The sequence below is a fragment of the Mycolicibacterium smegmatis genome (assembly GCF_001457595.1).
Classification (GTDB): Bacteria; Actinomycetota; Actinomycetes; order Mycobacteriales; family Mycobacteriaceae; genus Mycobacterium; species Mycobacterium smegmatis.
In genome coordinates, this window is the sequence record NZ_LN831039.1 from 5,957,047 (window position 1) to 5,984,042 (window position 26,996).

Consider the following 26,996-nt stretch of genomic DNA (forward strand, 5'->3'; position numbering starts at 1 on the left):
GCGGTGAGGCGACCGGGATTTTCCCGGTCGCCTACAGTTGTTCTCATGCCTGCGAAAACTGATCCCGCCGATCTCGGCGACGTGGAACCGCTAGCCGACGACACCGCCAGCCAGGCGCGCCGGGTGGTCGCCACCTACGCGACCGACGCCGACGAATGCCGCATGTTCCTGTCGATGCTCGGTATTGGGCCCTCGAAGACCGAGGTCTAGATGTCTCCGGAGAGTGGCCACGAAACCATCTCCGGGACCTCCGACTTCGTGGTGGTCGCCAACCGGCTACCGGTCGATCTGGAGCGGCTGCCCGACGGCACCACGCGATGGAAGCGGAGCCCCGGTGGCCTGGTGACCGCACTGGAGCCGCTGCTGCGCAAGCGGCGCGGCTCCTGGATCGGCTGGGCCGGCGTCGCCGACAGTGACGAGGAACCGATCGTCCAGGACGGTCTGCAGCTGCACCCCGTGCGGTTGTCGGCCGACGACGTCGCGAAGTACTACGAAGGTTTCTCCAACGCCACCCTGTGGCCGCTCTACCACGACCTGATCGTCAAACCCGAGTACCACCGCGAGTGGTGGGACCGGTATGTCGAGGTCAACCGCCGATTCGCCGAGGCGACGGCGCGCGCGGCAGCCGAGGGTGCCACGGTCTGGATCCAGGACTACCAGCTGCAGCTGGTGCCCAAGATGCTGCGCATGCTGCGCCCCGATGTGACCATCGGCTTCTTCCTGCACATCCCGTTCCCGCCGGTCGAGCTGTTCATGCAGATGCCGTGGCGCACCGAGATCGTGGAAGGCCTGCTCGGCGCCGACCTGGTCGGGTTCCACCTGCCCGGCGGCGCGCAGAACTTCCTGGTGCTCTCGCGCCGGCTGGTCGGCGCCAACACGTCGCGCGCCAGCGTCGGCGTACGGTCGCGCTTCGGTGAGGTGCAGGTCGGCTTCCGCACCGTCAAGGTCGGCGCCTTCCCCATCTCGATCGACTCGGCCGAACTCGACGGCAAGGCACGCAACCGCGCCATACGGCAGCGGGCCCGCCAGATCCGCGCCGAGCTGGGCAACCCCCGCAAGATCATGCTGGGCGTCGACCGCCTCGACTACACCAAGGGCATCGACGTGCGGCTGCGGGCACTGTCCGAACTGCTCGAAGAGAAGCGCATCAAGCGTGACGACACCGTGCTGGTGCAGCTCGCGACGCCCAGCCGGGAACGCGTCGAGAGCTACATCGCGATGCGTGAGGACATCGAACGCCAGGTCGGCCACATCAACGGCGAGTACGGCGAGGTCGGCCACCCGATCGTGCACTACCTGCACCGGCCGATCCCCCGCGACGAGCTCATCGCGTTCTTCGTCGCGGCCGACGTCATGCTCGTGACGCCGTTGCGCGACGGCATGAACCTGGTGGCCAAGGAGTACGTGGCGTGCCGCAGCGATCTCGGCGGTGCGCTGGTGCTCAGCGAATTCACCGGCGCGGCAGCCGAACTGCGCCAGGCCTACCTGGTCAACCCGCACGACCTCGAGGGTGTCAAGGACAAGATCGAGGCCGCGGTCAACCAGAACCCAGAAGAGGGCAAGCGCCGTATGCGTGCGCTGCGCCGCCAGGTGCTCGCGCACGACGTCGACCGGTGGGCACGCTCATTCCTCGACGCGCTGGCCGCCACCGGCGAGACGGGCGACTCCGGCGTGACGGGCGAGTCCACTCCTGCGCCCGAGTCCGACTCCGGGAGCTTCTAGATCGGCTTGATGGCGTCGATCAGCCACTTGCCGTCGACCTTGCGGTACTCGACGCGCAGCCGGCTGCCGTCGTAGAGCGGCTGGCGCGACTTGTCGGTGACCGTGCGGTTCATGTACACCAGCACCGATCCGGTGTCGCGCTGCGCGGCCTCGACGCCGACGCCGACGATGTTGATCTGCACCACGAGCTCGCGCTTGCGGGCCTCCGGGATCACCTTCTGCTGGGCGTCGCTCTCGAACTGCTGCCGGAAACCGGGCGTGAGCAGCGGATAGGTCTCCATCAGGCTGCGCTCGACGGTCTGGTAGTCGTACCCGAACACCCGAGGGATCTGCTCGATCGCCAGCGACGGCAGTTCGGCGCGCGTCGCCTCCTGCCCGCGCTGCTGCACGCGGCTCCAGTACATCGCCCCACCCAGCGCCGACAGCGCGATGAAGGCCACGGCAAGGACACCGACCAGCGCCCCGACGAGCTTGGAGCGCATCAGTTACCCCCGTCCGGGTACTTCAGGTCGTACCCGGTCATGTGTCCGTTGTCGTCCTCGTGCACGATCACCCGCAGCCGGTACGGCTTGGTGGGCGCGTTGACCCCGTCGATGTCGGTCACGGTCACCCACACCGAGATCAGCACCGACGCGTTCTTCGCGATCTCGTCGATCTTCTCCAGCGCCGCACCGTTGACGACAGCCTCCGAGCTCGCCTGGGTGTCGCGGAACAGCGCCTTGAGGTTGTCGGCGTTGTTGCCCTGGCTCATCATGTCGCGCAGCGGCCCGCTGGTGCCGTCGATGAAGCGGTTCACGCTCTCGTCGATGGTGTCCTGCGTGTAGCTGAACATGTTGACCACGGTCTGCTTGGCCGTGTCCACGAAGCGCTGGTCACGCTCCTGGGCCGCCTCGTAGGTGCGCTGCTGGTCGACCAGGACGTACGTCAGCCCGCCGACCACGGCGGTTCCCACGGCCAGCACCACGGCCGCAACGATCGCGACGAGCCTGCGGTGCGGCCTGCGCCGCGCCACCCTGGCCGGCTTCAGCTTGGGCGCCGGTCGCGGTGCGGGCGAGGTCGACTCGGCCCGCACCTCTGGCGCCGGGGTGGTGGTGTCCAGCGGCTCACTGCTCACGGGCCCCGCCGGGCGTGACGCACGGCGGCGCACCGGCCTCGAACTGTCTAAGGCCGTTCTTTCGGTCATCAAGCCTGCCTTGGATCCAGCATCAGGTCTACCCAGGTCTCCGCCGGTGCGATCGCATCGGCACCCGCGTACACACCGGTGCCTCCGTCGGCGTCAGCGAAGACCCCACTGTGCTGATCGTAGGTGCCGATCCCGGCGGGGGCCGCCAGCGGGGCTTCGGCGGGCAGTGCCCCCTCCGGTGCGGGCGGCGCCGGTGGTGGCGGTGCCGGGGTCCCCGCAGGCGGCGGAGGCGTGCGGCCGTACGGCGGCACGATCTGATCCGGCGGTGCGTAGTACGGCAGCGGTGGAGGCGGCGGTCCCACCGTGTTCGGCGGCACCGGCAGCGGGAACGGCGCGTGCGGCGCGGGCCCGGGTCCCGGCTCGACGCCGGGCGGCAACTGCACCACCGGCGGACCCGGATCCGGGTCGACCTGCGGCGGGATCATCGGGAACTTGTTGGGTGGCAGGATGTTCCGGCCGTCCTCAATCGGCTGGCCGTACGGGACCGGCGGACCGCGCCACGGGTTGCTGCCGATCGGCACGTAACCGTTGGGGTCACGGCACAACTGCACCGTCGGTGCGCGCTTGCCGGGGAACTCCTGGCACGGGTAGTTGCGCGCGCCGCGCACCACGGCCGGATCGTTCTGCGCGGTCTTGCAGTACAGGTCCGTCGGCAGGTCGCGCACCGTGGTGTCGGCGGGCGAGCGGATCTCGGTCGCGGGGAGGAAGCCCACCGAGCACGGCGGCGGATCGCCGAGGTCGATCTTGAAGTCCAGCTTGCCGCCCTCGTCGCTGGGCACGCCGCCCGCCACGGTGTTCAGTGCGGCCATCAGGGCCGGGAAGATCACCAGCGCCTGCTCGAGGGACTTGCTGTAGATGACGCCGATACGCCCGAAGTTGGCCAGGTTGGCGGCCAGGATCGGGAACGACGGGCGGATGCCGGAGAACGCCGTGTCGGCCGCCTCGGTGGTACCGGGTGCGGTGCGCAGCGTCGTGCGCAACTGGGGATCGGCGTTGTTGACCTCGCCGGTGAGACGTGCGAGACCGTCGGCCAGAGACCGGATGTCGTCACCGCTGCGCAGCTGCGCCTCCAGGAACGGCCCGGCCTGGTCGATGAGCTGGGAGGTCTGCGGAAAGTTCGCGTTGGCCTCGTCGATCAGCAGGCGTGACGACTCGATCAGGCGCGCGAGCTCCGGTCCGGATCCGTTGAACGCCTTGAACGTCTCACGCAGCAGATCCTGTAGGCGCGTGTTGCTGACGCTGCTGACCAGGGTGTCGGCCTCGTGCAGCAGGCCCGAGATGTCCTGGCCGACGCGCGTGTTCTCCTGAGCGATCGTCGCGCCGTTGCGCAGCTTGCCCACGTGCGTGTCGTCCGGCGGCACCAGGTCGATGTACTGCTCGCCCACGGCCGACACGCTCTTGACGGTGGCCGTGACGTTCTCGGGGATGGACGTGTTGCTGTTGAGCCGCATCTTGGCGACCACACCGTCGGGAGCCAGGCCCACCGACTCGACCCGGCCCACCGTGACACCGCGGTAGGTGACGTTCGCGTTCGGGTAGATGCCGCCGCCGGCAACGAAATTCGCGTTGACGTGGTAGGTGCCGATGCCCACCGCGGCGGGCAACTGCAGGTAGAACAGCGAGATGGCGCCCACGGTGAAAACCGTGACGATCGCGAAGATCGTCAACTGCAGGCGTGTCAGCCGGTCGATCATCTACGGCCCCTCGTGCTGCGTCGCGGTCCCCGGCGGGATCTTGAACGGGTCGGCGGCCTGCCCGGACAGGTTGGCCAACGCCCCGGTGAGGAACTCCGGCGGGTTGAGCACCTCGGACATGTGCTTCATGTTCGGGTCGAATCCCGATGTCGTGAACACCGATTCGCCTGTGCGGCGCAGCGTCAGGTCGAACGTCGCGAACACGTTCAGATAGTCGCCTCGGACCGCGTTGCGCAGGTACTTGTAGTGGAACGGGAACGTCGGCAGGAGCTCGAGGTCCTTGATCAGGTAGTCGACGTGGTCGTTGAGTTCCTTGACCACCGCGTACAGGTCCTTGAAGTCGGCCGCGAAGTCGTCCTTGGTCTCCGACAGGATCCGTGCGCCGACCTCGGCGAAGCTGCGCAGTGCGGTGAACGCGTCGACGATGTTGGTGCGGCTGTCGTTGAGCACCTTGAGCGCGGCGGGCAGCGTGTCGAGCGTGCGGCCCAGGCTGTCGCTGCTGCGCGCGAGGACCGACGCGAACCGGTTGAGCCCGTCGGCCGCGGCGATGATGTCGTCGGTCTGCGCGTCGAGCGACGCGGTCAGTTCGGCGAGGCGGGGCACCAAATCGGCGAAGCTGCCCGAACGGCCTGACACCGCGGCGTAGACCTCGTCGGTGATGTCCTGCAGCGCACCGAGATTGCCCTTGTTGACCACCACGCCCAGCGAGGACAGCACTTCCTCGGTGGTCGGGTAGCGACCTGCATCGTCCAGCGAGATGTTGGAGCCCTCACGCAGCTCACCCTGCGGTGGTTTGCCGACCGGTTCGAGCAGTTCGACGTGCTGCGAACCCAACAGCGAGGTCTGGGCAACGCGCGCAACGGCATTCGCGGGCAGCTTGACGTCACCGTCGAGCGACAACTGCACCGCTGCGTAGAACGTGCCGTCGGGGCGTTGCACGGCGTCGATGCCCGAGACGCTGCCGACGGTCACGTCGTCGATCATCACCGGCGAGTTCTGCGGCAGCGTCGCGACGTCGGGCAACTGAACGGTGATCTTGAAGGATCCCGGTCCGTGGCCCGCCGTGCCCGGCATGTTGAGCGAGTTGAGACCACCGAACTGACAGCCCGCAAGCAGCACCGCGCCGCTGCCGATCGCCAGGGTGCGCACGCCCAGGCGGGTTCCCTTACGTCGCAAGGCCTTGTCCTTCGATTTCCCTCGTACAGTCGTCATCCGCCCGCACCTCCGGGAGCCTGCGCGGGGCCAGGCGCCGCGGCGGGGCCACCGTGTTCGGTGGCCGTGGCCGGGTCCGGCGGGACGATGAAGTCACTCAGGTTGGCATCGGCCGGGATCTGCGGCGGCGTGACACCGGGGGCGTTCTGCCACTGCAGGTACGGCACCGGGGTCTCGGCCTTGGCCTGGGTCTCCGGGGTGTCGTAGATGATCTGCCCCTTGTAGGCCGTGATGCTGTTGATCGGGTGGAACAACACCGGCGGATAGTTCATCGTGATGCGCTTGAGCACCGGCCCCATGCGCTGGCGGCAGATCTCGGCACGCTTGTAGTTCTCCGGGTTGGCGCCGGTGTCGAACGTGCCGCCGCAGATGAACTGCACCGGGTTGGCGAAGTTCGGCAGCGACAGCAGACCACCCACGGTGCCCTGCGCGGGGTTGTAGATGTTGTAGAAGTTCGCCAGGCCGTTGGGCGTGACGTGCAGCAACTGCTCGATGTCCTCGCTGTGGTCGGTGAGGATCTGCGTGAAGTCGGCGAGCTTGCTCACCTGCGCGATCAGCGAGTCGTTGCTCTCGTCGAGGAAGCCGCGCACGTCGGACAGCGCCTGGTTGAGCGTGTCGAGCGTGCTGTCGAGGCCGTTGGCGCTGTCGGCGAGCACCTGCGACACTGACGCGACGTGGTTGGTGAACTGCACGATCTGCTCATTGCTGTTGGACAGCGCGTCGACGAGGATCTGCAGGTTGCGCACGGTGCCGAACAGGTCGGTGCGCGAATCCCCCAGGCGTCCCGCGGTCTGCGAGAGTTCGCGCAGCGCATTGCGGAACGAGTCGCCGTTGCCGTCGAACGTGTCGGCGGCCTGGTTGACGACCTGCGCCAGCGGGCCCTGCACGGAGCCCTCCTGCGGGCCCAGCTGCGACGAGAGCTGCGTGAGCTGTTCCTTGACCTGGTCCCACTCGACCGGGACCGCGGTGCGGTCCAGCCCGATCGAGGTGCCGTCGGCCATCTCGTCGCCCTCGGTGTAGGCCGGGGTGAGCTGGATGAACCTGGCGGCCACCAGGTTCGGCGCGATGATCAGCGCCTTGGCATCCGCGGGCACCTTGACGCCCCGGTCCAGCGTCATCTCGATCTTGACGTCCGACGGGCGCGGTTCGATCGAGTCGATCGTGCCGACGGGCACGCCGACCACACGCACCTGGTCGCCCGGGTACAGGCCGACGGCGTTGGTGAAATACGCCGTGAGCTTGAGACCGCCGCGCGACGGCCACACCTGGTAGATCCCGACGCCCAGGGTCACCAGCAGCAGCGCGGCCAGCGCGAGGCGCACCCAGCGGCCGCGGTTCGATGTCGAATTCGAATGTGTCATGGCGACTTCGGCCTCACGATCGTGCGCTCGGCGATGTAGCCGCGCAGCATGTCGGCAAGGCTGTCCGGCAGCTTCCCGGGCTGGAAGTAGGTGTCCAGCAACACTTCCGAGATCGCCGCGGGCGGCAGGCCGTACAGGTTGATCTGGAAGCCCGGCCCGGAGCCAACGACCTCACCGAGTGCGGTGGCGTACGGCGGCAGGCGGCGCAGCGCCTCACCGATGTGCTCGCGGCGCTCCAGCAGGTTGTCCATCACGAGGTTGAGCTTGTCCAGCGCGGGTTTGAACTCGCGGCGGTTGTCGGCCACGAAGCCCGACAGCTGCCGCGACACGTCGTCGATGCCGTCGATCAGCGTGCTCAGCGCCTGCCTGCGCGCGTCGAGCGCGGCGAACAGCTGGTTGCCGTCGGTGATCAGCTGGTTGACCTGGCCGGCCCGCTGGGCCAGCAGGTCCGACACCCGCTTGGCGTGCTCGAGCAGCTGGCCGAGCGCCTCGTCGCGGCGGTTGATGCTGCGCGACAGGTTGGCCACGCCGTCGAGCGCGCTGCGCAGTTGCGGTGTGGCGTCGCGCAGCGTGTCGGTCAGCGTCTGCAGGGCCTGCTCGAAGCGCGGCTTGTCCAGCTCGCCGACATTTTGCCCGAGGTCCTGCAGCGCGGTGTTGAGCGTGTACGGAGTCGTGGTGCGCCCCAACGGGATCACCGACGGCGAGCCCGCACCCTTGGGCGTCACCGAGAGCGACTTCTGTCCCAGCACGGTGTCGGTCTTGATGGCCACCAGCGACTGGTCGCCCACCTTGATCTTGCGGTCGACGGTGAACGTGACCTTCGCGGCGTCGCCTGCGAGTTCCACGTCGGACACCTTGCCGACCGTGATACCCGAGACGTTGACGTCGTTGCCGACCTCGATGCCGCCTGCGTCGGCGAAGTACGCCTCGTACGGCTTGCCCTGCGGGAAGAACGGCAGACCCGTGTAGCCGAAGGACACCAGCACCACCGCGGTCACCAGGACGATGCCGAAGATCCCGGTCCGCAGCGTCTTGTCGTCGCGCAGACTAGCCATTCTCCGAGCACCTCCCCTTGGACGGGTCCGGAGGACCGCCGAACGGAATCAATATGTCGCTGCCTGCCGGTCCGTTCACCTTCAGCCGGACCGAGCAGTAGAAGATGTTGAAGAACGAGCCGTACGCGCCGAGCGCGTTGAGCCGCAGGTAGTTCTCGGCGAGCGGCTCGATCACCTTGTTGATGTCGTCTTTGCGTTCGTCCATCCGTCCCGCCATGGGCCGGACGTTCTCGATGACGCCCTGCACCGGGCGGCGCGACTTCTCCAGCATCTCGGTCAGATCGGACTCGGCCGACGCGAGCGGTTCGATGGCGCCCGCGATGGGGTCCTTGTTCTCGGCGAGCCCGGTGATCAGCTGCTGCAACTGGTCGACGCTGGCGTCGAACTGTGCGCCCTTCTCGTCGACCGTGCCGAGCACGGTGTTGAGGTTGGCGATGACGTCGCTGATGAGCTGATCGCGCGCGGCGAGGTTCTGGGTGAACGCGCTGGTGCTGGTCAGCATGTTGGCCAGCGCACCGCCCTGTCCCTGCAGCATCTCGATGACCGCGTTGGACACCTCGTTGATCTTGGCGCCGTCGAGGCCCTTGAGCACGGGCCGCAGGCCGCCGAGCAGCGCGTCGAGATCCAGTGCGGGCTGGGTGTTCTGCAGCCCCAGCGTGCCGCCGGGCGCCAGCTTGCGCAGCTCACCCGGACCTGACGTGATCTCCAGGTAGCGGTCGCCGACGAGGTTCTCGTACCGCACCACCGCCCGGCTCGACGTGTAGAGCTGATACCGCTTGTTGACGTCGAACCCGACGTCGACGGTGTTGTCGGGGTTGAGTTTCACCGATTTCACGGTGCCGACGGGCACACCCGCGATGCGCACGTCCTGGCCGGCCTTCAGGCGCGAGGCTTCGCTGAACGTCGCGTGGTAGCTCTGGCCCGCGGCGAAACGGAACTCGCCGAACACCACCACGAGCCCGGCCGCCACCAGCAGCATCACCATGGTGAAGATGCCGACCTTGAGCATGGTCCTGTCGCGGTGCATCTAGAAGTCGTCCCTTTCCGCGAACGCGCCGTTGAACAGGAACTGCAGCGTCGCGGGCGCGTCGAACTGCAGCTCGGTGTTCGGCTGGTACGGCACGTAGACGTTGTCGGTGACCAGGAACGGCGAGCGGTACCAGCTGCCGCCGTACTGCTTGGACGGGACGTCGGGCAGGCCGCGGCAGTTGGGCCCGCCGGAGGCGTTCACGATCGGCAGGCTCTCGGGATAGGTGTATCCCGGTGACCCGGGCAGGAAGTTCGAGGCCACGTACAGGCCGGGGCGGATGCCGCCGATGATCGGCGCGAAGCGGTCCACCGCGTTGGCGGTGCCCTCCAGGATGCAGCCGAACTCCGGCGAGTAGTCCCCCGCGACCTTCAGCGGGGCGCGCAGACGCTGGACGGCCGCGATGTAGTCGTCGGCGGCGGGCTGCAGTGTCGCTGTGCCGTTGTTGGCCAGCCCCGTCGCGGCCAGCAGCGTGGCGTTGAGGTTGGCCTGCTCGTCGATGATGGTCTGGTTCACCCCTGGCACGTTGTCGAGCACCTTGGCGATGTCGGGCCCGGCGTCGCCGTAGATGCCTGCGACCACCGCGGCCTTCGAGAAGTCGTCCTGCAGTGTGGGCAGCTTGGGGTTGAGCTGGCCCAGCAGTGTGTTGAGACCCGCAAGCGTCGCGCCGAGGTCGTCGCCGTGGCCGCGCAGACCCTCGCCCAGCGCGGTCAGCGTGCCGTTGAGGCTCACCGGGTCGATCTTGTCGAGCAGGTCCGACAGCGTCTGGAACAGCGTGTTGACCTCGAGTTGCACGTCCTGCGCGGGCACGCTGGTGCCCGGGCGCAGCGGCGTGTCCGTGGCCTTCTCGGGCGGCAGGAACTCGACCGACTTGGCGCCGAAGATCGTGTTGCCCGCGATCCGCACGGTCGCGTTGGACGGGATGTACTGCATCTCGCCGCGCTTGAGTGACAGCGTCAGCTTCGCCTCGCGACCGGCGTACTCGATGTCGGTGACCTTGCCGATCTGGATGCCGCGGTACTTGACCTTGGCGTCACGTTCCATCACCAGGCCCGCGCGCGGTGCGGTGACCGTGACCTTGTCGGTCGGGGTGAACGCAGCTGTGTACGACAGGTAGGTGAAGACCACGGCCGCGAGCACGATCAGGGCCAGGATGGCAGCGGCGATCCGCACGTGGCTGCGTTTGGCGTTTCCGTTCGACATCGTGTTCTACCCCGAGAGGTTGAAGTTGCCGGACGCGCCGTAGACGGCGAGTGAGATGAACAGGGTGATGGTGACGACGACGATGAGCGAGGTGCGCACGGCTTGGCCCACCGCGATGCCCACACCGACCGGGCCGCCGGAGGCGTTGTACCCGTAGTAGGTGTGCACGAGCATGACGGCGATCGCCATCACGATGGCCTGCAGGAACGACCACAGCAGGTCGCTCGGTATCAGGAACGTGTTGAAGTAGTGGTCGTAGAGGCCCGCGGACTGCCCGTTGATGAACACCGTCGTGAACCGCGCCGCGAAGAACGCCGCGAGCACCGAGAGCGAGTACAGCGGGACGATCGCGATCAGGCCTGCGAGAAGCCGCGTCGACACCAGATAGGACACGGCGTGCACGGCCATGGATTCGACGGCGTCGATCTCCTCGGCCACCCGCATGGCCCCGAGCTGGGCCGTGGCGCCCGCGCCGATCGTGGCGGCCAGCGCGATACCCGCGATGACCGGCGCGACGATGCGCACGTTGAGGAAGGCCGACAGGAAGCCCGTGAGCGCCTCGATGCCGATGTTGCCCAGCGACGAGTAGCCCTGCACCGCGATGACGCCGCCGGAGGCCAGCGTCAGGAACGCCGCGACACCGACAGTGCCGCCGATCATCACCAGGGCGCCCGCGCCCATGGTCATCTCGGCGACCAGGCGGATGGTCTCCTTGCGGTAGCGCGTGAAGGCGTTGGGCAGGTACCGCATGGTCTCGCCGTAGAACAGTGCCTGCTCGCCGACCGTGTCGACGGTCTTGGGCACGCCGCGGAACAGCCTGCGGAATCTGAGCGTGGCGTCGTAACTCATCGGCTTCTCTTTTTTGCGCAAGAAACCATCATCGCGCCTCCCGCGCCCGCACCCGTCATCGCGTGAGCACCCTGACGCCGACTGCGGTCATGATCACATTGATCACGAACAGACAGATGAACGCGTAGACCACGGTCTCGTTGACAGCGTTCCCGACGCCCTTCGGGCCACCTTTGACCGTCAGGCCGCGGTAGCAGCCCACCAGACCTGCGACGACGCCGAACAGCAGGGCCTTGATCTCGGCCAGCACCAGCTCGCCGAGACCCGTGAGCACGGTCAGCCCGTTGATGAAGGCACCGGGGTTGACGCCCTGCAGGAACACCGAGAACACGTAGCCGCCGGCCAGGCCGATCGCGCACACCAGACCGTTGAGCAGCAGCGCCACGAAGGTCGACGCCAGCACGCGCGGCACCACCAGACGCTGGATGGGATCGATGCCCAGCACCCGCATGGCGTCGATCTCCTCACGGATCGTGCGCGCTCCCAGGTCGGCGCAGATCGCCGTCGCGCCGGCACCGGCGACCACCAGCACGGTCACCACGGGACCGAGCTGGGTGATGGTGCCGAAGGCCGTGCCCGCGCCGGACAGATCGGCCGCGCCGATCTCACGCAGCAGGATGTTCAGCGTGAACGCGACCAGGACGGTGAACGGAATGGCCACCAGCAGCGTTGGAACCAACGACACGCGGGCGATCATCCAGGTCTGGTCGAGGAACTCCTTGAGCTGAAACGGCCTCCGGAAGATCTTGGCGAAGGTGTCCAGGGACATCTCGACGAAACCGCCCACGGCCCGGGCTGGAACCGCAAGCTGTTCGATCAACCTCAGCTCCGTTCATTTGGGGCGGGGTGGGCATTCGCCGGAATTCACTCCGGCGAAAATTCTGGGCCACCGGATCGGCGGCCTTCCCACCCTGGGGTCTGACATGGCGCTCACGTGAGCCGGATCATATTAACTAGAACAAGTTCGCAGTGTCAAAGAACAGCGAACTATGGGAAAACTCCAGCGTCTTCCCAGTTCGGAGCACATAGAGCAGATCGAAATCTGAAACGTGTTCTAACGGCCCTCGAACGACTGACAATTGAGACTGTCAGTCTCGCGACTCCATCAGTGCAGTCGCCGAGAACCCACGCTCCGGATCCCGATCAGCAAAGTAGTCCCGCAGCGTCACGCTGAGGTCTGCCGGTTCCCACGCGTCCTCGTCGGCGACGAACTGCTTCTCCGCGGTGGGTGCGGCGACCAAGGTGACAGATGGACCATAAACGATGAACAGCTGACCGTTCACACCTTCCGAGGCCGGTGCCGCCAGGAACTGCACGAGCGTCACGACGTGATCGGTCGACAGCGGGTCCACCTGCCCCTCCGCCAGTTCGGGCGCGTCACCGAACACGCCCGCGGTCATCGCGGTGCGGGCGCGCGGCGCGATGGCGTTGGCCCGGACCCCGAACCGCTCCAGCGCCCTGGCCGCCGACAGCGTGAGCGCGGTGATGCCGGCCTTGGCGGCGCCGTAGTTGGGCTGGCCGACCGGACCCGACAGACCGGCCTCCGACGACGTGTTGATGATGCGGCCGTAGACCGTGCCGTCCCCCGCCTTGGCCTTGCTGCGCCAGTACGTGGCGGCGTTGCGGGTCAGCAGGAAGTGCCCGCGCAGGTGGACCGCGATGACCGCGTCCCACTCCTCGTCGGTCATGTTGAACAGGATGCGGTCGCGTGTGATGCCCGCGTTGTTGACGACGATGCCGAGCCCGCCGAGGCCGTCCGCGGTCTCGACGAGCTCGTCGGCCGTGGACCGCGCGCTGATGTCACCCGCGACGGCGACACCCTTGGATCCGGCCGCGGCGATCTCGTCGAGCACGTCGGAGCGGTCCAGCGCGCCCGCGATGTCGTTGACCACGACGGTGGCGCCGGCCCTGGCCAGTCCGATCGCCTCGGCCCGGCCGAGGCCCGCGGCGGCGCCGGTGACGACGGCGACCTTTCCGGACAGGTCGAGATCGGCCCCTCGATCGGGCCCGGTGTCGGAGGGGTGGCTGTCGTTGGTCATGCGGCTCCTCGCGTGCGCGGCTGGGTCAATTTATGAATACCTCTAGTCTTTGCGGATCAGCGCGGCCCGGGGGCACTCGTTGACCGCCTGCTCGGCCAGATCCTCCTGATCGGCGGGCACCGGATCGGATTTCACCACGGCGTAGTCCTCGTCGTCGAGTTCGAACAGATCCGGGGCAATTCCCACGCACACTGCGTTTCCCTCGCAGCGATCGCGGTCAACTTCAACTCGCATGACGACCTCCTCACGGCGTGTGCGCGCACCGGTCTGGCGGCGCGCAGGCACAGAATACGACCCGATCCGGCCGATGGTGGCCAGACACCGGTCTGGACCCCAAGACTAGAACGTGTTACAACCGGGTGAGAAGTCAGGTCGCTTGAGCAGTGAGGATGCAGCGGATGCGGATCGGATACACCCCCGAGCAGGAGGAGTTGCGTCGCGAACTGCGCGCGTACTTCTCCAAGCTGATGACGCCGGAGCGGGTGGAGGCGCTCAGCTCGTCCGAAGGCGAGATGGGCCGCGGGAACGTCTACCGCGAGACCGTCGCGCAGATGGGCAAGGACGGGTGGCTCACGCTCAGCTGGCCCAAGGAGTTCGGCGGTCAGGCCCGCCCGCCCATGGACGGGCTGATCTTCACCGACGAGGCCGCGATCGCGGGCGCGCCGGTGCCGTTTCTGACCATCAACAGCGTCGCGCCGACGATCATGGCGTTCGGCACAGAGGAACAGAAGAAGTTCTTCCTGCCCAAGATCGCCTCGGGTGAACTGCACTTCTCGATCGGCTACTCCGAGCCGGGCGCGGGCACCGACCTGGCGTCGCTGCGCACCACCGCGGTGCGTGACGGCGACGACTACGTGATCAACGGCCAGAAGATGTGGACCAGCCTGATCGCCTACGCCGACTACGTGTGGCTCGCGGTCCGCACCAACCCCGAGGCCAAGAAGCACCGCGGCATCTCGATGCTCATCGTGCCGACCACGGCCGAGGGCTTCTCGTGGACGCCCGTGCACACCATGTCCGGCGTCGACACCAGCGCCACCTATTACCAGGACGTGCGCGTGCCGGTGACCAACCTGGTCGGCGAGGAGAACCAGGGCTGGAAGCTGGTCACCAACCAGCTCAACCACGAACGGGTCGCGCTCGTGTCGGCCCAGCCCATCTACGTCGCGCTCAACGGCGTGCGGGAGTGGGCGCAGAACACCAAGGACGTGCACGGCAAGCGACTGATCGACTCGGAGTGGGTGCAGCTCAACCTGGCCCGCGTGCACGCCAAGGCCGAGGTGCTCAAGCTCATCAACTGGGAGCTCGCCTCGACCGAGGCCGCGCCGTCGCCTGCCGACGCGTCGGCGGCCAAGGTGTACGGCACCGAGTTGGCCACCGAGGCCTACCGGTTGCTCATGGAGGTGCTGGGTACCTCGGCGACGCTGCGCGGTGACACCCGCGGCGCCCTGCTGCGCGGCCGGGTCGAGCGGTTCCACCGCTCGGCGCTGATCCTGACGTTCGGCGGCGGCACCAACGAGATCCAGCGGGACATCATCGGCATGGTCGCGCTCGGCTTGCCCCGAGTGAACCGGTAAGGGAAGACGGAGACTTCACATGGACTTCACCACAACCGAAGCGGCCGCCGATCTCGGTGGCCTGGTGCGCACGATCACCGAATCGGTGTGCACACCCGAACACCAGCGTGAACTCGACGGCCTGCCCGAGCGGTTCGACCGCGACCTGTGGGCCAAACTCGTCGAGGCCGACATCCTCTCGGCCGCGGCACCCGAATCCGTCGGCGGTGGCGGATTCGGTGTCCTGGAACAGACCTCGGTGCTCACCGCGCTGGGCCGGCAACTTGCCGCCGTGCCCTACCTGGAATCCGTGGTGGCCGCGGCGGGTGCGATCGCCGAGTTCGGCTCCGACGCGCAGCGCGCCGAGTGGGGCGCACCCGCGGTGGCCGGGAGCAAGATCCTCACCGTGGCCCTCGACGGCGAGATGGGCCAGGGTCCGGTGCAGGCGCAGGCCGACGGCGACGACCATCGGCTGACCGGTTCGCGCACGCTGGTGAGCTACGGCCCGGTCGCCGATGCCTACCTGGTCCCGGCCGAAACCGGCTCGGGTGTCAGCGTTTTCATCGTCGCGGCCGATGATGCCGGGGTCACCGAGACGTCGCTGAACACCACGGGCAAGGGCAGCGTCGCGCACCTGGACCTGCAGGATGTCGCCGTCGGTGCCGACCGTGTGCTGGGCGGCACGCAGGTCGCCGAGTGGTTGACGACGCGTGTGACGCTGGGCCGCACCGCATACCAGTTGGGTGTGCTGGAACGCGCGCTGGAGCTCACGGCGTCCTACGCGCGCGAACGTGAGCAGTTCGACCGCCCGATCGGCAGCTTCCAGGCGGTCTCGTCACGGCTGGCCGACGGCTACATCGACGTCAAGGGTCTGCGGCTCACGCTCACCCAGGCGGCGTGGCGGCTGTCGGAGGACCTGCCCGCCGACGTCGACGTCGCCAGCGCGGCGTTCTGGGCCGCCGAGGCCGGACACCGCGTGGCCCACACCGCCGTTCACGTGCACGGCGGCGTCGGCATCGACATGGATCACCCGGTGCACCGCTACTTCCTGGCCGCCAAGCAGTCCGAGTTCGCGCTCGGCAGCGCGACCGGTCAGTTGCTGCGTATCGGCCGCGAACTGGCCGACACGCCCGTCTAGGGATGACCGAAACCATCGATCCGCAGACCGTCACGGCTCTGCTCGCACCACTGGCCGACGTCACCGACCGTGGTGTGCACGAGGGTGATTCGTTCGTCAGCTGGTCCGAGCACATCACCGCGGGTGCCCAGGTGGGCGCGGCGCTGCGCGCCCGCCTGGACCCGCAGCGGCCCGGCCACGTCGGGGTGCTGCTGGGCAACACCACGTTCTTCTCGAGTCTTCTGGTGGCGGCGGGCCTGACCGGGTTGGTGCCCGTGGGCCTCAACCCCACCCGCCGGGGCGAGGCGTTGCGGCGCGACATCGTGCGGGCCGACTGCCAGGTGGTGCTCACCGACACCCCCGACCTGGTGCCCGCGGGGATGAACGAGGTGCCCGTCATCGACGTCGAATCCGCCGACTGGGCCGCCGAACTCGACGCCCACCGGGGTGCGCCGGTGCGGTTCGCCGCCACACGCGCCGATGACCTGTTCATGCTGATCTTCACCTCGGGCACCAGCGGTGAACCCAAGGCCGTACGGGTCACACACGACAAGGTCGCGTTTCCCGGCCGGATGCTGGCCGAGCGGTTCGGACTCGCCCCTTCCGACACCGCATACCTGTCGATGCCGCTTTTCCATTCGAACGCGATCATGGCCGGGTGGTCCGTCGCGGTCGCCGCGGGTGCGTCGATCGCGCTGCGCCGCAAGTTCTCCGCGTCGGGGTTCATCGAGGACGTACGCCGCTACGGCGCCACGTACGCCAACTACGTCGGCAAGCCGCTGTCCTACATCCTGGCCACCGACCCGCGCCCCGACGATGCCGACAACCCGTTGAAGATCCTGTACGGCAATGAAGGTGCGGCCCGCGACCTGCAGCGGTTCGCCGAACGGTTCGGCGTCCATGTCGTCGACGGTTTCGGGTCCACCGAGGGCGGTGTCGCCGTCGCCCGCACCCCCGACACCCCGGACGGCGCCCTGGGTCCGCTGACCGATCAGGTTGCGATCATCGACGTCGACACCGGCGAACCGTGCCCGCCGGGCCGCGTCGGGGAACTCGTGAATCCCACCGGTCCGGGATGGTTCCGCGGTTACTACAACGATCCGCAGGCCGAAGCCGAGCGCATGGCCGGCGGTGTCTACCACACCGGTGACCTCGCCTATCGCGACGAGAACGGCTACGTGTACTTCGCAGGCCGCCTCGGTGACTGGATGCGCGTCGACGGCGAGAACCTCGGCACCGCGCCCATCGAGCGGATCCTGCTGCGCCATCCCGGGATCGTCGAGGTGGCGGTGTACCCCATCCCGGATCCCGCGGTGGGCGATCAGGTGATGGCCGCCGTCGTACCGGCCCCGGGATCCGTGCTGGACCCCGGGCAGTTGGGCGAGTTCCTCGCCGCCCAGGACGATCTCGGCCCCAAGCAGTGGCCGTCCTACGTGCGGGTGAGCACCGAGCTGCCCCGTACCGAGACCTTCAAGGTGCTCAAGCGGCAACTGTCCGCCGAAGGTATCGACTGCACCGATCCGGTGTGGCCCATCGTGCGCGGAGCGCGCACGAACACGACTGCGTGAGTGAGGAATCCGTGCGAATTGCAGTGACCGGTGGCACCGGCTACGTGGGTGCCCACACCGTCCGCGGCCTCTTGACGGCCGGCCACGAGGTGCGGCTTCTCGTCGCACCCGGGTGCGAAGGCGAGCCGGTGATCGACAAGCTGGCCGAGGCCGGTGAGGTCGAGACCCTCGTGGGCGACATCCGCGATTCCGGCACCGTCGACCGGCTGATCAAGGGCTGCGATTCGGTGATCCATGCCGCGGGTGTGGTGGGCACCGACAAGAGCCGCACGCAGCTCATGTGGGAGATCAACGCGCACGCCACCGAGGCCGTGCTGATCCGCGCGGCCGAGGCCGGGCTGGACCCCATCGTGTCGGTGAGCAGCTACAGTTCGCTGTTCCCGCCGCCCGACGGCGTCATCTCGGCCGACACGCCGCCGGTGGCCGGGCGCAGCCCGTACGCGCAGACCAAGGCGTACGCGGACCGCGCCGCCCGGCGCCTGCAGGACACCGGCGCCCCCGTCGTGGTGACCTACCCGTCGAGCGTGGTGGGGCCGGCATGGTTCACCGCGCCCGGCGTGACCGAACGCGGCTGGGGACCGATCGTGAAGGCACGGGTCGCACCGAGACTGCGCGGCGGGATGCAGATGATCGACGTGCGCGACGTCGCCGACGTGCACGTCGCGTTGATGAAGCCGGGACGTGGCCCGCACCGCTACGTGTGCGGCGGTGTCCTGGTGTCGTTCAACGAGTGGATCGACGTCCTCGAACAGGGCGTCGGCCGGCCGATCCGGCGGGTTCCGTTGTCACCTGCGATGTTCCGCGGTATCGGCTGGATCTCTGATGTGCTCGGCAGCGTGCTGCCGCTCGGTGACGGCATCAGTTACGAGGCCGCGATGCTGCTCACCGCGGCGACGCCCACCGACGACGCCAAGACGCTCGCCGATCTCGGGATCCCGGCGTGGCGTTCGCCCCAGGCCGCGGTGCTGGAGTCCTTCGGCCGCTGATACGGGGTAGCGTTCGATTCGTGAGCTATCGCGAGCAGGCTCCCCCGCCGCCGCTGCGCGATCTGGTCGTGTGCAGTTGGGAACGCAGCGGACCGGCCACACCTGCACGCGTGCTGCCGGACGGCTGCATGGATCTGATCCGTCTGGACGGGCGAGTGGTGGTCGCGGGCCCCGACACCACGGCATACCTGGCCGCCGCCAGCCCAGACCCCGTGCGCGGGTTGCGTTTCCGGCCCGGTGCGCTCCCCCGCGTGCTCGGCGTCCCGGCCGCCGAACTACGCGACACGCGCGTGGACCTCCACGACCTGCGGACCGTGCCCTCGTGTGACTCACTCGAAACGCTGGCCCTGACCCTCGCTTCGGACCTGGCCCCGCCGCGCAGCGAGACCGCGCCGTGGTCGCTGGCCGCGCTGCGGCACGTCACGCGCCGCTTCGCCGACGGCGCCGCTGTCGACGACGTCGCGGACGACCTCGGTTGGTCGGACCGCACCCTGCACCGCCACTGCACCAGCGTCTACGGCTACGGGCCCGCGATGTTGCGTCGTGTCCTGCGGTTCCGTCGCGCGGTGCGACTGCTCGGCAGCGGTACGGGATTGTCCGACGTGGCCGCGCAGTCCGGTTACGCCGACCAGCCCCATCTGCACCGTGAGGTGCGCGCGCTCGCGCGTGTCGGGGTGCGAGAGTTGCTCGGTCAGGTGTCCAGCGCCGCGAACAGGTCCACCGACGTGCCGTCGGGATCCTCGACGGTCGCGTAGCGCTGCCCCCACGGCGCGTCGAACGGCTTGAGGGTGCCGGGGTGACCGGCCCCGGTGACGCGTTCGTACAGCGCGTCGACGTCGCCCGGCGCGGCGAGCCCGAACGCGATCGCGACGCGGCCAGCAGACGAGGGCCTGGTCCAGCCCGGGTGCATACCGGCGATCACCTCCTCGGTGTCGAAGGCCAGCTTGTTGCCGCCGGGCAGCGCCACCTCGACGTGCGGACCGTCGGGCTCGGGCACGTCCAGGCCGAGCAGCCGGTAGAAGTCGAGGCTTCGGTCGAGATCTGTCGCGACGATCTCGATGACCGCCGATATCGGTTGAAGTGCCATATCCGCAGGTTAGACATCCCAGGTGCGTAAGTTGTCAAGCGGCGGCAGGTGTGCGGTGTGCCCAGGCTTTGTGTTCGTCGTAGCGGGTCCGGTGGCGTAGGCAACCGTGCAGGATGCCGACGAGGCGGTTGCCCAGAGCCCGCAGTGCTTGGTGATGGAGGTCGCCTTCAGCGCGGCGATGGTCGTAGAACTGTCGAGCTCCGGGACTTCGGGTTAGCGCGCAGAAGGCCCACTGGTCGATCGCGTCGTAGAGCCGACGGTTGCGGATGTGGCGGGCCAGTACGGCGCGCTTCCTGCCGGACGCAATGGTCAATGGCGAGGTTCCGGCGTAGTTTTTGCGACACTTGGCGTTGGTGTATCGGTTCGGGTCGTCCCCGAACTCACCGAGCACCCGGGCGCCGAGGATGACACCAAGTCCTGGCAGGGAGCGGTAGATGTCGGCGTCCGGGTGCATCTCAAAATGCGCGGCCAGTTCGTTCTCCAGGTCGTCGATCTGACGACTCAACTCGACGACGAGCCCGACGGTGGCCCGCGTTGTCGCTGCGAACGCCGCGGTGACCGCAGCCGGTGCTGCGAGTTGTTCGGATCGTAGTGCGGCCTGGATCTCCTGGGCTCGGATGTCGATGTTGCGTTGGCGCCCAGCAGCTTTGAGTGCGGAGCGGATCTTGGCCAGGCTCAGGCTGGATGCTTGTCGGGGGTCGGGTGCATGTCCGAGGATCGCCAACGCGTCGCGGTCGGACAGATCGTCGAAGGCCTCCAGCGCCGCGGGGTAGTACTCGCGTAGTGCCGAGCGCAGTGCGTTGGTGTGCCGGTTGCGGGTCCAGATCAGATTCTGATGCGCCCGCGCGAGGACCTTGACCGCTTCGGCGTCGGGTGTGTCGCCGGCGATCAGACGGTGGTTGTGTCGGTCGGTGCGCACTAGATCGGCCAACAGCTTGGCGTCGGCGGCATCGGACTTGGCTCCCGACACCGCGTGGCGGTCGCGATAGCGGGCCACAGCCAGCGGATTGACCGCGTACACCTGATAACCGGCGCCGGTCAGTGCCTCCACCCACAGTCCGCGGTCGGTTTCGATTCCGACGGCGACCTGAGCGGGGTCATCGGCGTGGGCCGCGATGAGATCGTGCAGTAGTCGAATTCCGGCCAGCCCCTCGGGCAGCCGCCGTGAGGCCAGCCTGTCGCCGGCCTCGTTCATCAGGTACAGGTCGTGGTGGTCTTCTGCCCAGTCGTCTCCGACGAAGAGCATCGCATCGCCTCCTTGGCTCGATGTGGATGAAACCGTTCGAGCCGAAGGACATCTGGCGGCGACCTAATGGATCAGTGCTCGAACCGGCACGACATCCCATGAGCGCTGTAGATGACCTCACCAACCGGCCGGGGCACGATCTAACCCTAGAAATCGACCATCGTTCCAGGCGGCAGGAGTGCTCACCGGCCAGCGGCTCGGTGATCAGCGTCCCCGCGCTGGACGGTTATCCGTTCGAGGCACGCCGATCAACACCCATTAGGCGGGGCGTGGCGCGGTGTCGTGAACAAATCGGACAGCTCAGGGTTCCTGCTACCCGCGTTCCCCGGTATGTTGGCCCTGATCGCTGGTTACTCGTCAGTAGGGAGGGTCAGACATGCCCGCTCCGTCCGCCGCCGACTTCGCTCGCCTGCGCAGCCTCGTCGCCATCGAAGACCTCGACGCACGCCAGTCGCGCCCGATCGAGGAGGTGTTCACGGGCCGTGAACTGACCACGATCCCCGTCGGCACGGCCGAGGACGTCGCCGCCGCGTTCGCCAAGGCGCGCGCCGCGCAGCGGGGCTGGGCGCACCGGCCCGTGGCCGAACGCGCCGCGATCATGGAACGCTTCCGCGACCTCGTCGCCAAGAACCGCGACTTCCTCATGGACGTGGCACAGGCCGAGACCGGAAAGGCCCGCTCGGCGGCGCAGGAAGAGATCGTCGACATGATGCTCAACGCGCGCTACTACGCGCGTCAGGCCGTCAAACTCCTTGCGCCCAAACGTGTCCAGGGCCTGCTGCCGGGTGTGGTGAAAACGGTCGTCAACCATCACCCCAAGGGCGTCGTCGGCGTGATCTCGCCGTGGAACTACCCGATGGCGCTGTCGATCTCCGATTCGATCCCCGCGCTGCTCGCAGGCAACGCTGTGGTGGTCAAACCCGACAGCCAGACGCCCTACTGCACGCTGGCCAACGCCGAACTGCTCTACGAGGCCGGTCTGCCACGGGATCTGTTCGCGGTCGTGCCCGGCCCCGGTTCGGTGGTGGGCACCGCGATCGTCGAGAACTGCGACTACCTGATGTTCACGGGTTCCACGGCCACGGGACGCACGCTCGCCGAGCAGTGCGGGCGCAGGCTCATCGGGTTCTCGGCCGAACTCGGCGGCAAGAACCCGATGATCGTGACCAAGGGCGCCAAGCTCGACGTGGCGGCCAAGGCCGCGACGCGGGCGTGCTTCTCCAACGCCGGCCAGTTGTGCATCTCGATCGAACGCATCTACGTCGAACGTGCGGTCGCCGACGAGTTCACCGCCAAGTTCGGCGAACAGGTCCGCAGCATGAGGCTCGCCGCGACCTACGACTTCACCGCCGACATGGGCAGCCTGATCTCCGAGGACCAGATCAAGACCGTCTCGGGTCACGTCGACGACGCGAAAGCCAAGGGCGCCACCGTGATCGCGGGTGGCAACATCCGGCCCGACATCGGCCCGCGGTTCTACGAGCCCACCGTGCTCACCGGCGTCACCGACGAGATGGAGTGCGCACGCAACGAGACGTTCGGCCCCGTGGTCTCGATCTATCCCGTCGAATCCGTCGCCGAGGCCATCGAGAAGGCCAACGACACCGAGTACGGGCTCAACGCCAGCGTGTGGGCCGGCAGCAAGGCCGAGGGTGAGGCCATCGCAGCGCAACTGCAGGCCGGCACCGTCAACGTCGACGAGGGCTACGCCCTGGCGTTCGGCAGCACGGCGGCACCGATGGGCGGCATGAAGGCCTCCGGTGTGGGCCGCCGGCACGGGGCCGACGGCATCCTCAAATACACCGAATCCCAGACCGTCGCCACCGCGCGTGTGCTCAATCTCGATCCGCCGCTGGGCATCTCGGGCACGCTGTGGCAGAAGGCGATGACGCCCATGATCCGGGCCGTCCAGAAACTGCCCGGCCGCTAGAGGTCAGGCGTCGCGGACCGTGTCGAGCCGGTTGGTGGCCTTCTCGAAGCCCTCGACCAGTTCGGCGATGATGTCGGCCACGGGACGGATCTGGTTCATGCGCCCCACGATCTGGCCCACCGGCATGGCCACGGTGTCGGGGTTGTCCGACCCGTTCATGCGCTGGTGTGCCTCGCTGACCAGGATGTTCTGCAGCGGCATGGGCAGCGGCTCGGGCGCGTCGGGCGCATCCCAGGCATCGGTCCACTTGGTCTTGAGCAGGCGCGCAGGCTTGCCGGTGTAGATCTTGCGGCGCACGGTGTCGGCCGTGCCCGCGCGCAGCAGCGCCTCCTGGATCGTCGAGACGCCACTGGGCTTGCGATGCCCGAGGTCGTATTCGGCCGAGGTCAAGAACGCCGATCCCATCCAGACGCCGGACGCGCCGAGGGCGAGCGCCGCCGCGACCTGGCGACCCGTGCCGATGCCGCCCGCGGCCAGCACAGGGGCCTTACCGTCCAGTGCGTCAACAATTTCCGGCCAGAGCACCATGGAGCCGATCTCGCCGGTGTGCCCACCGGCCTCGTGGCCCTGTGCGACGACGATGTCGACGCCGTTCTCGACGTGGCGCAGCGCGTGCTTGGCGCTGCCGGCCAGCGCGGCGACCGGGACACCCGCGGCGTGCGCCTGGTCGATGACGTCCTTGGGCGGTGAGCCCAGCGCGTTGGCGATCAGCTTGATCGGGTGCTTGAGCGCGACCTCGACGTGGCTGCGGGCCACCGAGTGCAGCCAGCCCAGCACGCCCTCGTTGCGCTCGCCGTCCTCGGGCAGCGGCGGAACACCCAGATCGGCAAGGGTTTTCGCGACGAAGTCGCGGTGCCCCTGCGGGATCAGCTTGTTGATGTCGACGGCCGTGCCCTCGGTGGGCACCTTGGCCGGCATCACGACGTCGACGCCGTACGGCTTGCCGTCGGTGTTGGCGTCCATCCACTGCAGGACGTCCTCGAGGTCGTCGGCGTCGTTGAACCGCACGCAGCCCAGCACACCGAGACCGCCGGCCTTGCTCACCGCGGCGGCGACCTTCTCCGACGGGGTGAAGACGAAGATCGGGTACTCGATCCCGAACCGTTCACAGAGTTCAGTTTTCATTCTTCATCCCTCACTTGGCATTCGCGGCGACATGATTGGCGTGCACCTCGTCGGCCGGGCGTTCCTCGGTGACGTCCTTGGCCCACCGGTAGTCGGGCTTGCCCGCCGGGGACCGCTTGATCTCGTCGACCAGCCAGAGGCTGCGCGGCACTTTGTATCCCGCGATCTCGGTGCGCACGTGGGCGTCGAGTTCGGCCAGCGTCGGCCGGGTCCCCTCACGCGGATGGACGACGGCGGCGACGTGCTGACCGAAACGTGGATCGGGCACACCGACGACGAGCGCGTCGAACACGTCGGGATGGCCCTTGAGCGCGGCCTCGACCTCTTCGGGATAGATCTTCTCGCCGCCGGAGTTGATGGACACCGACCCGCGGCCCAGCATGGTCACCGAGCCGTCGGCCTCGACCTCGGCGTAGTCACCCGGGATCGCGTACCGCACACCGTTGATCGTCTTGAACGTCTCGGCCGTCTTCTTCTCGTCCTTGTAGTAGCACAGCGGGATGTGGCCGCGTTTGGCGATCACCCCGCGCACCCCCGAGCCGGGCTTGACCTCGTTGCCGTCGTCGTCGAGCACCACGGTGTTCTTGTCGATGGTCACGCGCGGACCGCCGGTGTGCGACTGGCCTTTCGCGACGATGCTGGTGCCGCCGAAACCGGTCTCCGACGAGCCGATCGAATCGGTGATGACGCGGTTGGGCAGCAGTTCGAGGAACTTCTCCTTGAGGCTCGTCGAGAACAGCGCCGCGGTGCTGGCCAACAGGAACAGGCTCGACAGGTCGTATTCCTTGCCCGCATCCTTGGCGGCGAGCAGCGAGTCCAGCAGCGGCCGCGCCATCGCGTCGCCGGTGAAGAACAACAGGTTGACCTTGTGGTCGTGGATGGCCTGCCACACCTCGTCGGGGCTGAATTCCGGTGTGAGAAGCACGGTTCCGCCCGCGAACAGGGCCATCCACGTCGCCGACTGCGTCGCCCCGTGGATCATCGGCGGGATCGGGTAGCGCACCATCGGCGGGTTCGCGGCGGCCTGCTTGGCCAGCCCGTACTCGTCCTCGATGGGCTCGCCCGTGGCGAAGTCGGTGCCGCCGAACAAAACGCGGTAGATGTCCTCGTGGCGCCACATCACGCCCTTGGGGAAACCGGTCGTGCCGCCCGTGTAGAGCAGGTAGATGTCGTCCTCGCTGCGCGGGCCGAAGTCGCGCTCAGGCGAACTCTTCTCGAGTGCCGAGTAGAACTCGACCCCGCCGAACCGCTCGTAGTCGTCGTCGGACCCGTCCTCGACGACCAGGATCGTCTTGATGTCCGGCGTCTCCGGCAGCACGTTGGCGACACGGTCGGAGTAGCGGCGCTCGTGCACCAGCGCGACCATGTCGGAGTTCTCGAAGAGGTACTTGAGCTCCCCCTCGACGTAACGGAAGTTGACGTTGACCAGGATCGCGCCCGCCTTGACGATGCCCAGCATCGCGATGACGATCTCGATGCGGTTGCGGCAGTACAGGCCGACCTTGTCGTCCTTCTTGACGCCCTGGTCGATCAGGTAGTGCGCGAAGCGATTGGCTTTCTCCTCCAACTGCCCGTAGGTCAGCTGTTCGCCGCCGGAGATCAACGCGACACGGTCAGGCACAGCGTCGATGGCGTGCTCGGCAAGATCCGCAATGTTCAGAGCCACGACCCTAAACTAGAACGTGTTACATTTCGAGACAAGTCTGGGGTTACCGAGCATGGAGGCGAATACCCGTGAGTGAGACCGGCAAGGGGCCTGACGCCCTCGTTGAGCAGCGCGGACACACCCTCATCGTCACGTTGAACCGTCCTGAGGCGCGCAACGCTCTCTCGGGCGAGATGCTCTCGATCATGGTCGAAGCATGGGACCGGGTCGACAACGATCCGGAGATCCGCACCTGCATCCTGACCGGCGCCGGCGGCTACTTCTGCTCGGGCATGGACCTCAAGGGCGCGGACAAGAAGCCGCCGGGTGACTCGTTCAAGGACGGCAGCTACGACCCGTCGAAGATTCCCGGCCTGCTCAAGGGCCGCCGCCTGACCAAGCCGCTGATCGCCGCGGTCGAGGGTCCCGCCATCGCGGGCGGCACCGAGATCCTGCAGGGCACCGACATCCGCGTGGCCGGTGAGAGCGCCAAGTTCGGGATCTCCGAGGCCAAGTGGAGCCTGTACCCGATGGGCGGTTCGGCCGTGCGCCTGGTGCGCCAGATCCCCTACACCATCGCGTGCGACATGCTGCTCACCGGTCGCCACATCACCGCGGCCGAGGCCAAGGAGTACGGCCTGATCGGGTACGTCGTTCCCGACGGCACCGCGCTGGACAAGGCGCTGGAGATCGCCGAGACCATCAACAACAACGGTCCGCTCGCCGTGCAGGCGATCCTCAAGACCATCCGTGAGACCGAGGGCATGCACGAGGACGAGGCGTTCGGCCCCGACACCCGCAACGGCATCCCGGTGTTCCTGTCCGAGGACGCCAAGGAGGGGCCGCGTGCGTTCAAGGAGAAGCGCGCACCGAACTTCCAGATGAAGTAGACGCGAACGCAGTTGAGGCCTGCTCGATTCGAGCAGGCCTCAACTGTTTTCAGCTCAGCGCCAGTGTCCGGGCGGTCTGGGTGGCGGCGGAGGCCCCCAGAATGGCGGCGGCGGTGGTGGCGGCGGCAACCAGATCGGCGGCGGTGGCGGGGGCCGCCAGAACGGCGGTGGTGGCGGCGGGGGCGGCGGTGGCCCCCAGAACGGCGGCGGTGGCGGCGGCGGTGGCGGGAACGCCGGCACCGGCCCGAGCACACTCATCGGTGCCGAGTCGCCCGCCGGTTGGGCACCGGCCAGCGCAGCGGCGCCTGTGGCACCCGCGAAAAGCGCGCCCCCCAACAGAACTCCGCCCAACAGTCGTCGCCCCGGTAAATGTCGTGCCATGACGTACATCCTTCGGTCGTTGCGTATCCCCCCGATTTCTCGAGACTATCTAATTAGTCGGCCTAGGAGGAACCTGTGAAACCCTATGCACAGCTGACGCTTAAGTTCACACAGCCGGCG

General features: G+C 67.8%; 26 protein-coding genes. 9 read left to right on the plus strand and 17 right to left on the minus strand.

The genetic code is table 11. From position 1 onward, the window contains the following. Positions 1–45 precede the first annotated feature (45 nt). The gene (locus AT701_RS35320; protein WP_003897289.1) at positions 46–210 is read left to right on the plus strand and encodes a hypothetical protein; all 165 of its coding nucleotides are present in this window, start codon (positions 46–48) and stop codon (positions 208–210) included. Beyond that, positions 211–1,722 carry an alpha,alpha-trehalose-phosphate synthase (UDP-forming) gene (locus AT701_RS28815; protein WP_058127065.1) on the plus strand — a complete coding sequence of 504 codons (1,512 nt, stop codon included), beginning with the start codon at positions 211–213 and terminating at the stop codon, positions 1,720–1,722. On the opposite strand, the gene AT701_RS28820 is transcribed toward AT701_RS28815, so the two are convergent. The 12 genes from AT701_RS28820 to AT701_RS28875 form a co-directional block, all read right to left on the minus strand. Then, a complete protein-coding gene (locus AT701_RS28820) occupies positions 1,719–2,204 on the minus strand; it encodes a mammalian cell entry protein (RefSeq protein WP_011730873.1) in 486 nt (161 codons plus the stop codon). The two genes, AT701_RS28815 and AT701_RS28820, sit on opposite strands and share 4 nt — an antisense overlap. Next, positions 2,204–2,905 carry an Rv1363c family protein gene (locus AT701_RS28825; protein WP_174519623.1) on the minus strand — a complete coding sequence of 234 codons (702 nt, stop codon included), beginning with the start codon at positions 2,903–2,905 and terminating at the stop codon, positions 2,204–2,206. The genes AT701_RS28820 and AT701_RS28825 overlap by 1 nt, the downstream gene beginning before the upstream one ends. Beyond that, positions 2,905–4,599 (minus strand): MCE family protein, encoded by a 1,695-nt coding sequence (locus AT701_RS28830; RefSeq protein WP_058127066.1) that lies wholly within the window; start codon positions 4,597–4,599, stop codon positions 2,905–2,907. Before AT701_RS28830 ends, AT701_RS28825 begins: the two co-directional genes overlap by 1 nt. After that, positions 4,600–5,811: an MCE family protein gene (locus AT701_RS28835; protein ID WP_174519624.1), complete on the minus strand. Its 1,212-nt coding sequence runs from the start codon at positions 5,809–5,811 to the stop codon at positions 4,600–4,602. Further along, a complete protein-coding gene (locus AT701_RS28840) occupies positions 5,808–7,172 on the minus strand; it encodes an MCE family protein (protein ID WP_058127067.1) in 1,365 nt (454 codons plus the stop codon). The genes AT701_RS28835 and AT701_RS28840 overlap by 4 nt, the downstream gene beginning before the upstream one ends. Then, positions 7,169–8,227 (minus strand): MCE family protein, encoded by a 1,059-nt coding sequence (locus AT701_RS28845; protein WP_011730878.1) that lies wholly within the window; start codon positions 8,225–8,227, stop codon positions 7,169–7,171. The genes AT701_RS28840 and AT701_RS28845 overlap by 4 nt, the downstream gene beginning before the upstream one ends. Then, the gene (locus tag AT701_RS28850) at positions 8,220–9,254 is read right to left on the minus strand and encodes an MCE family protein (protein WP_011730879.1); all 1,035 of its coding nucleotides are present in this window, start codon (positions 9,252–9,254) and stop codon (positions 8,220–8,222) included. The genes AT701_RS28845 and AT701_RS28850 overlap by 8 nt, the downstream gene beginning before the upstream one ends. After that, a complete protein-coding gene (locus tag AT701_RS28855; RefSeq protein WP_058127068.1) occupies positions 9,255–10,457 on the minus strand; it encodes an MCE family protein in 1,203 nt (400 codons plus the stop codon). A 6-nt stretch (positions 10,458–10,463) separates the two neighbouring features. After that, positions 10,464–11,306 (minus strand): MlaE family ABC transporter permease, encoded by an 843-nt coding sequence (locus tag AT701_RS28860; protein ID WP_003897299.1) that lies wholly within the window; start codon positions 11,304–11,306, stop codon positions 10,464–10,466. 55 nt (positions 11,307–11,361) lie between these two features. Then, positions 11,362–12,126 (minus strand): MlaE family ABC transporter permease, encoded by a 765-nt coding sequence (locus AT701_RS28865; RefSeq protein WP_011730881.1) that lies wholly within the window; start codon positions 12,124–12,126, stop codon positions 11,362–11,364. Between the two features lie 268 nt (positions 12,127–12,394). Next, complete coding sequence (locus tag AT701_RS28870; RefSeq protein WP_003897301.1) at positions 12,395–13,345, minus strand: 3-oxoacyl-ACP reductase; 951 nt, start codon at positions 13,343–13,345, stop codon at positions 12,395–12,397. Between the two features lie 42 nt (positions 13,346–13,387). Further along, entirely contained in the window at positions 13,388–13,579 is a 192-nt protein-coding gene (locus AT701_RS28875) for a ferredoxin (RefSeq protein ID WP_003897302.1), read from the minus strand. A gap of 164 nt (positions 13,580–13,743) precedes the next feature. On the opposite strand from AT701_RS28875, the gene AT701_RS28880 reads away from it, so the two are divergent. Genes AT701_RS28880 through AT701_RS28900 form a run of 5 tightly spaced genes read left to right on the plus strand, consistent with a single transcriptional unit; the run spans position 13,744 to position 19,327 of the window. Beyond that, a complete protein-coding gene (locus AT701_RS28880) occupies positions 13,744–14,922 on the plus strand; it encodes an acyl-CoA dehydrogenase family protein (protein ID WP_003897303.1) in 1,179 nt (392 codons plus the stop codon). A gap of 19 nt (positions 14,923–14,941) precedes the next feature. Next, positions 14,942–16,039 carry an acyl-CoA dehydrogenase family protein gene (locus AT701_RS28885; protein WP_011730884.1) on the plus strand — a complete coding sequence of 366 codons (1,098 nt, stop codon included), beginning with the start codon at positions 14,942–14,944 and terminating at the stop codon, positions 16,037–16,039. A 2-nt stretch (positions 16,040–16,041) separates the two neighbouring features. Continuing rightward, positions 16,042–17,586 carry a long-chain-fatty-acid--CoA ligase FadD17 gene (fadD17, locus tag AT701_RS28890; RefSeq protein ID WP_011730885.1) on the plus strand — a complete coding sequence of 515 codons (1,545 nt, stop codon included), beginning with the start codon at positions 16,042–16,044 and terminating at the stop codon, positions 17,584–17,586. A gap of 11 nt (positions 17,587–17,597) precedes the next feature. Continuing rightward, positions 17,598–18,572 carry an NAD-dependent epimerase/dehydratase family protein gene (locus AT701_RS28895; protein ID WP_058127752.1) on the plus strand — a complete coding sequence of 325 codons (975 nt, stop codon included), beginning with the start codon at positions 17,598–17,600 and terminating at the stop codon, positions 18,570–18,572. A 20-nt stretch (positions 18,573–18,592) separates the two neighbouring features. Next, positions 18,593–19,327, plus strand: a complete 735-nt coding sequence (locus AT701_RS28900) for a helix-turn-helix domain-containing protein (protein ID WP_058127069.1) — start codon at positions 18,593–18,595, stop codon at positions 19,325–19,327. Here AT701_RS28900 and AT701_RS28905 read toward each other — a convergent pair. After that, a complete protein-coding gene (locus AT701_RS28905) occupies positions 19,264–19,659 on the minus strand; it encodes a VOC family protein (protein WP_058127070.1) in 396 nt (131 codons plus the stop codon). The genes AT701_RS28900 and AT701_RS28905 overlap by 64 nt on opposite strands. Before the next feature lie 34 nt (positions 19,660–19,693). Then, on the minus strand, positions 19,694–20,905 hold the full coding sequence (locus AT701_RS28910) for an IS110 family RNA-guided transposase (RefSeq protein WP_058127071.1): 1,212 nt from the start codon (positions 20,903–20,905) through the stop codon (positions 19,694–19,696). Positions 20,906–21,281: 376 nt separating this feature from the next. Between AT701_RS28910 and AT701_RS28915 the strand changes: the two genes are divergently transcribed. Further along, a complete protein-coding gene (locus tag AT701_RS28915; protein WP_058127072.1) occupies positions 21,282–22,835 on the plus strand; it encodes a succinic semialdehyde dehydrogenase in 1,554 nt (517 codons plus the stop codon). Between the two features lie 3 nt (positions 22,836–22,838). Here the strand turns inward: AT701_RS28915 and AT701_RS28920 are convergent, their stop codons facing one another. Then, on the minus strand, positions 22,839–23,960 hold the full coding sequence (locus tag AT701_RS28920; RefSeq protein WP_058127073.1) for an NAD(P)H-dependent flavin oxidoreductase: 1,122 nt from the start codon (positions 23,958–23,960) through the stop codon (positions 22,839–22,841). Between the two features lie 10 nt (positions 23,961–23,970). Continuing rightward, entirely contained in the window at positions 23,971–25,626 is a 1,656-nt protein-coding gene (locus AT701_RS28925) for a medium/long-chain-fatty-acid--CoA/3-oxocholest-4-en-26-oate--CoA ligase (protein ID WP_058127074.1), read from the minus strand. A 68-nt stretch (positions 25,627–25,694) separates the two neighbouring features. On the opposite strand from AT701_RS28925, the gene AT701_RS28930 reads away from it, so the two are divergent. Beyond that, entirely contained in the window at positions 25,695–26,495 is an 801-nt protein-coding gene (locus tag AT701_RS28930; protein WP_003897311.1) for a crotonase/enoyl-CoA hydratase family protein, read from the plus strand. A 54-nt stretch (positions 26,496–26,549) separates the two neighbouring features. Here the strand turns inward: AT701_RS28930 and AT701_RS28935 are convergent, their stop codons facing one another. Next, positions 26,550–26,876, minus strand: coding sequence for a hypothetical protein (locus AT701_RS28935; protein ID WP_162139514.1), 327 nt, complete (start codon positions 26,874–26,876; stop codon positions 26,550–26,552). Positions 26,877–26,996: the final 120 nt, after the last annotated feature.

Excerpts from the sequence above, each read along its gene's own strand:
- AT701_RS35320 (WP_003897289.1), top strand. The coding sequence starts at position 46 with ATGCCTGCGAAAACTGATCCCGCCGATCTCGGCGACGTGGAACCGCTA.
- AT701_RS28815 (WP_058127065.1), top strand. The coding sequence starts at position 211 with ATGTCTCCGGAGAGTGGCCACGAAACCATCTCCGGGACCTCCGACTTC.
- AT701_RS28820 (WP_011730873.1), bottom strand. The coding sequence starts at position 2,204 with ATGCGCTCCAAGCTCGTCGGGGCGCTGGTCGGTGTCCTTGCCGTGGCC.
- AT701_RS28825 (WP_174519623.1), bottom strand. The coding sequence starts at position 2,905 with ATGACCGAAAGAACGGCCTTAGACAGTTCGAGGCCGGTGCGCCGCCGT.
- AT701_RS28830 (WP_058127066.1), bottom strand. The coding sequence starts at position 4,599 with ATGATCGACCGGCTGACACGCCTGCAGTTGACGATCTTCGCGATCGTC.
- AT701_RS28835 (WP_174519624.1), bottom strand. The coding sequence starts at position 5,811 with ATGACGACTGTACGAGGGAAATCGAAGGACAAGGCCTTGCGACGTAAG.
- AT701_RS28840 (WP_058127067.1), bottom strand. The coding sequence starts at position 7,172 with ATGACACATTCGAATTCGACATCGAACCGCGGCCGCTGGGTGCGCCTC.
- AT701_RS28845 (WP_011730878.1), bottom strand. The coding sequence starts at position 8,227 with ATGGCTAGTCTGCGCGACGACAAGACGCTGCGGACCGGGATCTTCGGC.
- AT701_RS28850 (WP_011730879.1), bottom strand. The coding sequence starts at position 9,254 with ATGCACCGCGACAGGACCATGCTCAAGGTCGGCATCTTCACCATGGTG.
- AT701_RS28855 (WP_058127068.1), bottom strand. The coding sequence starts at position 10,457 with ATGTCGAACGGAAACGCCAAACGCAGCCACGTGCGGATCGCCGCTGCC.
- AT701_RS28860 (WP_003897299.1), bottom strand. The coding sequence starts at position 11,306 with ATGAGTTACGACGCCACGCTCAGATTCCGCAGGCTGTTCCGCGGCGTG.
- AT701_RS28870 (WP_003897301.1), bottom strand. The coding sequence starts at position 13,345 with ATGACCAACGACAGCCACCCCTCCGACACCGGGCCCGATCGAGGGGCC.
- AT701_RS28875 (WP_003897302.1), bottom strand. The coding sequence starts at position 13,579 with ATGCGAGTTGAAGTTGACCGCGATCGCTGCGAGGGAAACGCAGTGTGC.
- AT701_RS28880 (WP_003897303.1), top strand. The coding sequence starts at position 13,744 with ATGCGGATCGGATACACCCCCGAGCAGGAGGAGTTGCGTCGCGAACTG.
- AT701_RS28885 (WP_011730884.1), top strand. The coding sequence starts at position 14,942 with ATGGACTTCACCACAACCGAAGCGGCCGCCGATCTCGGTGGCCTGGTG.
- fadD17 (WP_011730885.1), top strand. The coding sequence starts at position 16,042 with ATGACCGAAACCATCGATCCGCAGACCGTCACGGCTCTGCTCGCACCA.
- AT701_RS28905 (WP_058127070.1), bottom strand. The coding sequence starts at position 19,659 with ATGGCACTTCAACCGATATCGGCGGTCATCGAGATCGTCGCGACAGAT.
- AT701_RS28910 (WP_058127071.1), bottom strand. The coding sequence starts at position 20,905 with ATGCTCTTCGTCGGAGACGACTGGGCAGAAGACCACCACGACCTGTAC.
- AT701_RS28915 (WP_058127072.1), top strand. The coding sequence starts at position 21,282 with ATGCCCGCTCCGTCCGCCGCCGACTTCGCTCGCCTGCGCAGCCTCGTC.
- AT701_RS28920 (WP_058127073.1), bottom strand. The coding sequence starts at position 23,960 with ATGAAAACTGAACTCTGTGAACGGTTCGGGATCGAGTACCCGATCTTC.
- AT701_RS28935 (WP_162139514.1), bottom strand. The coding sequence starts at position 26,876 with ATGGCACGACATTTACCGGGGCGACGACTGTTGGGCGGAGTTCTGTTG.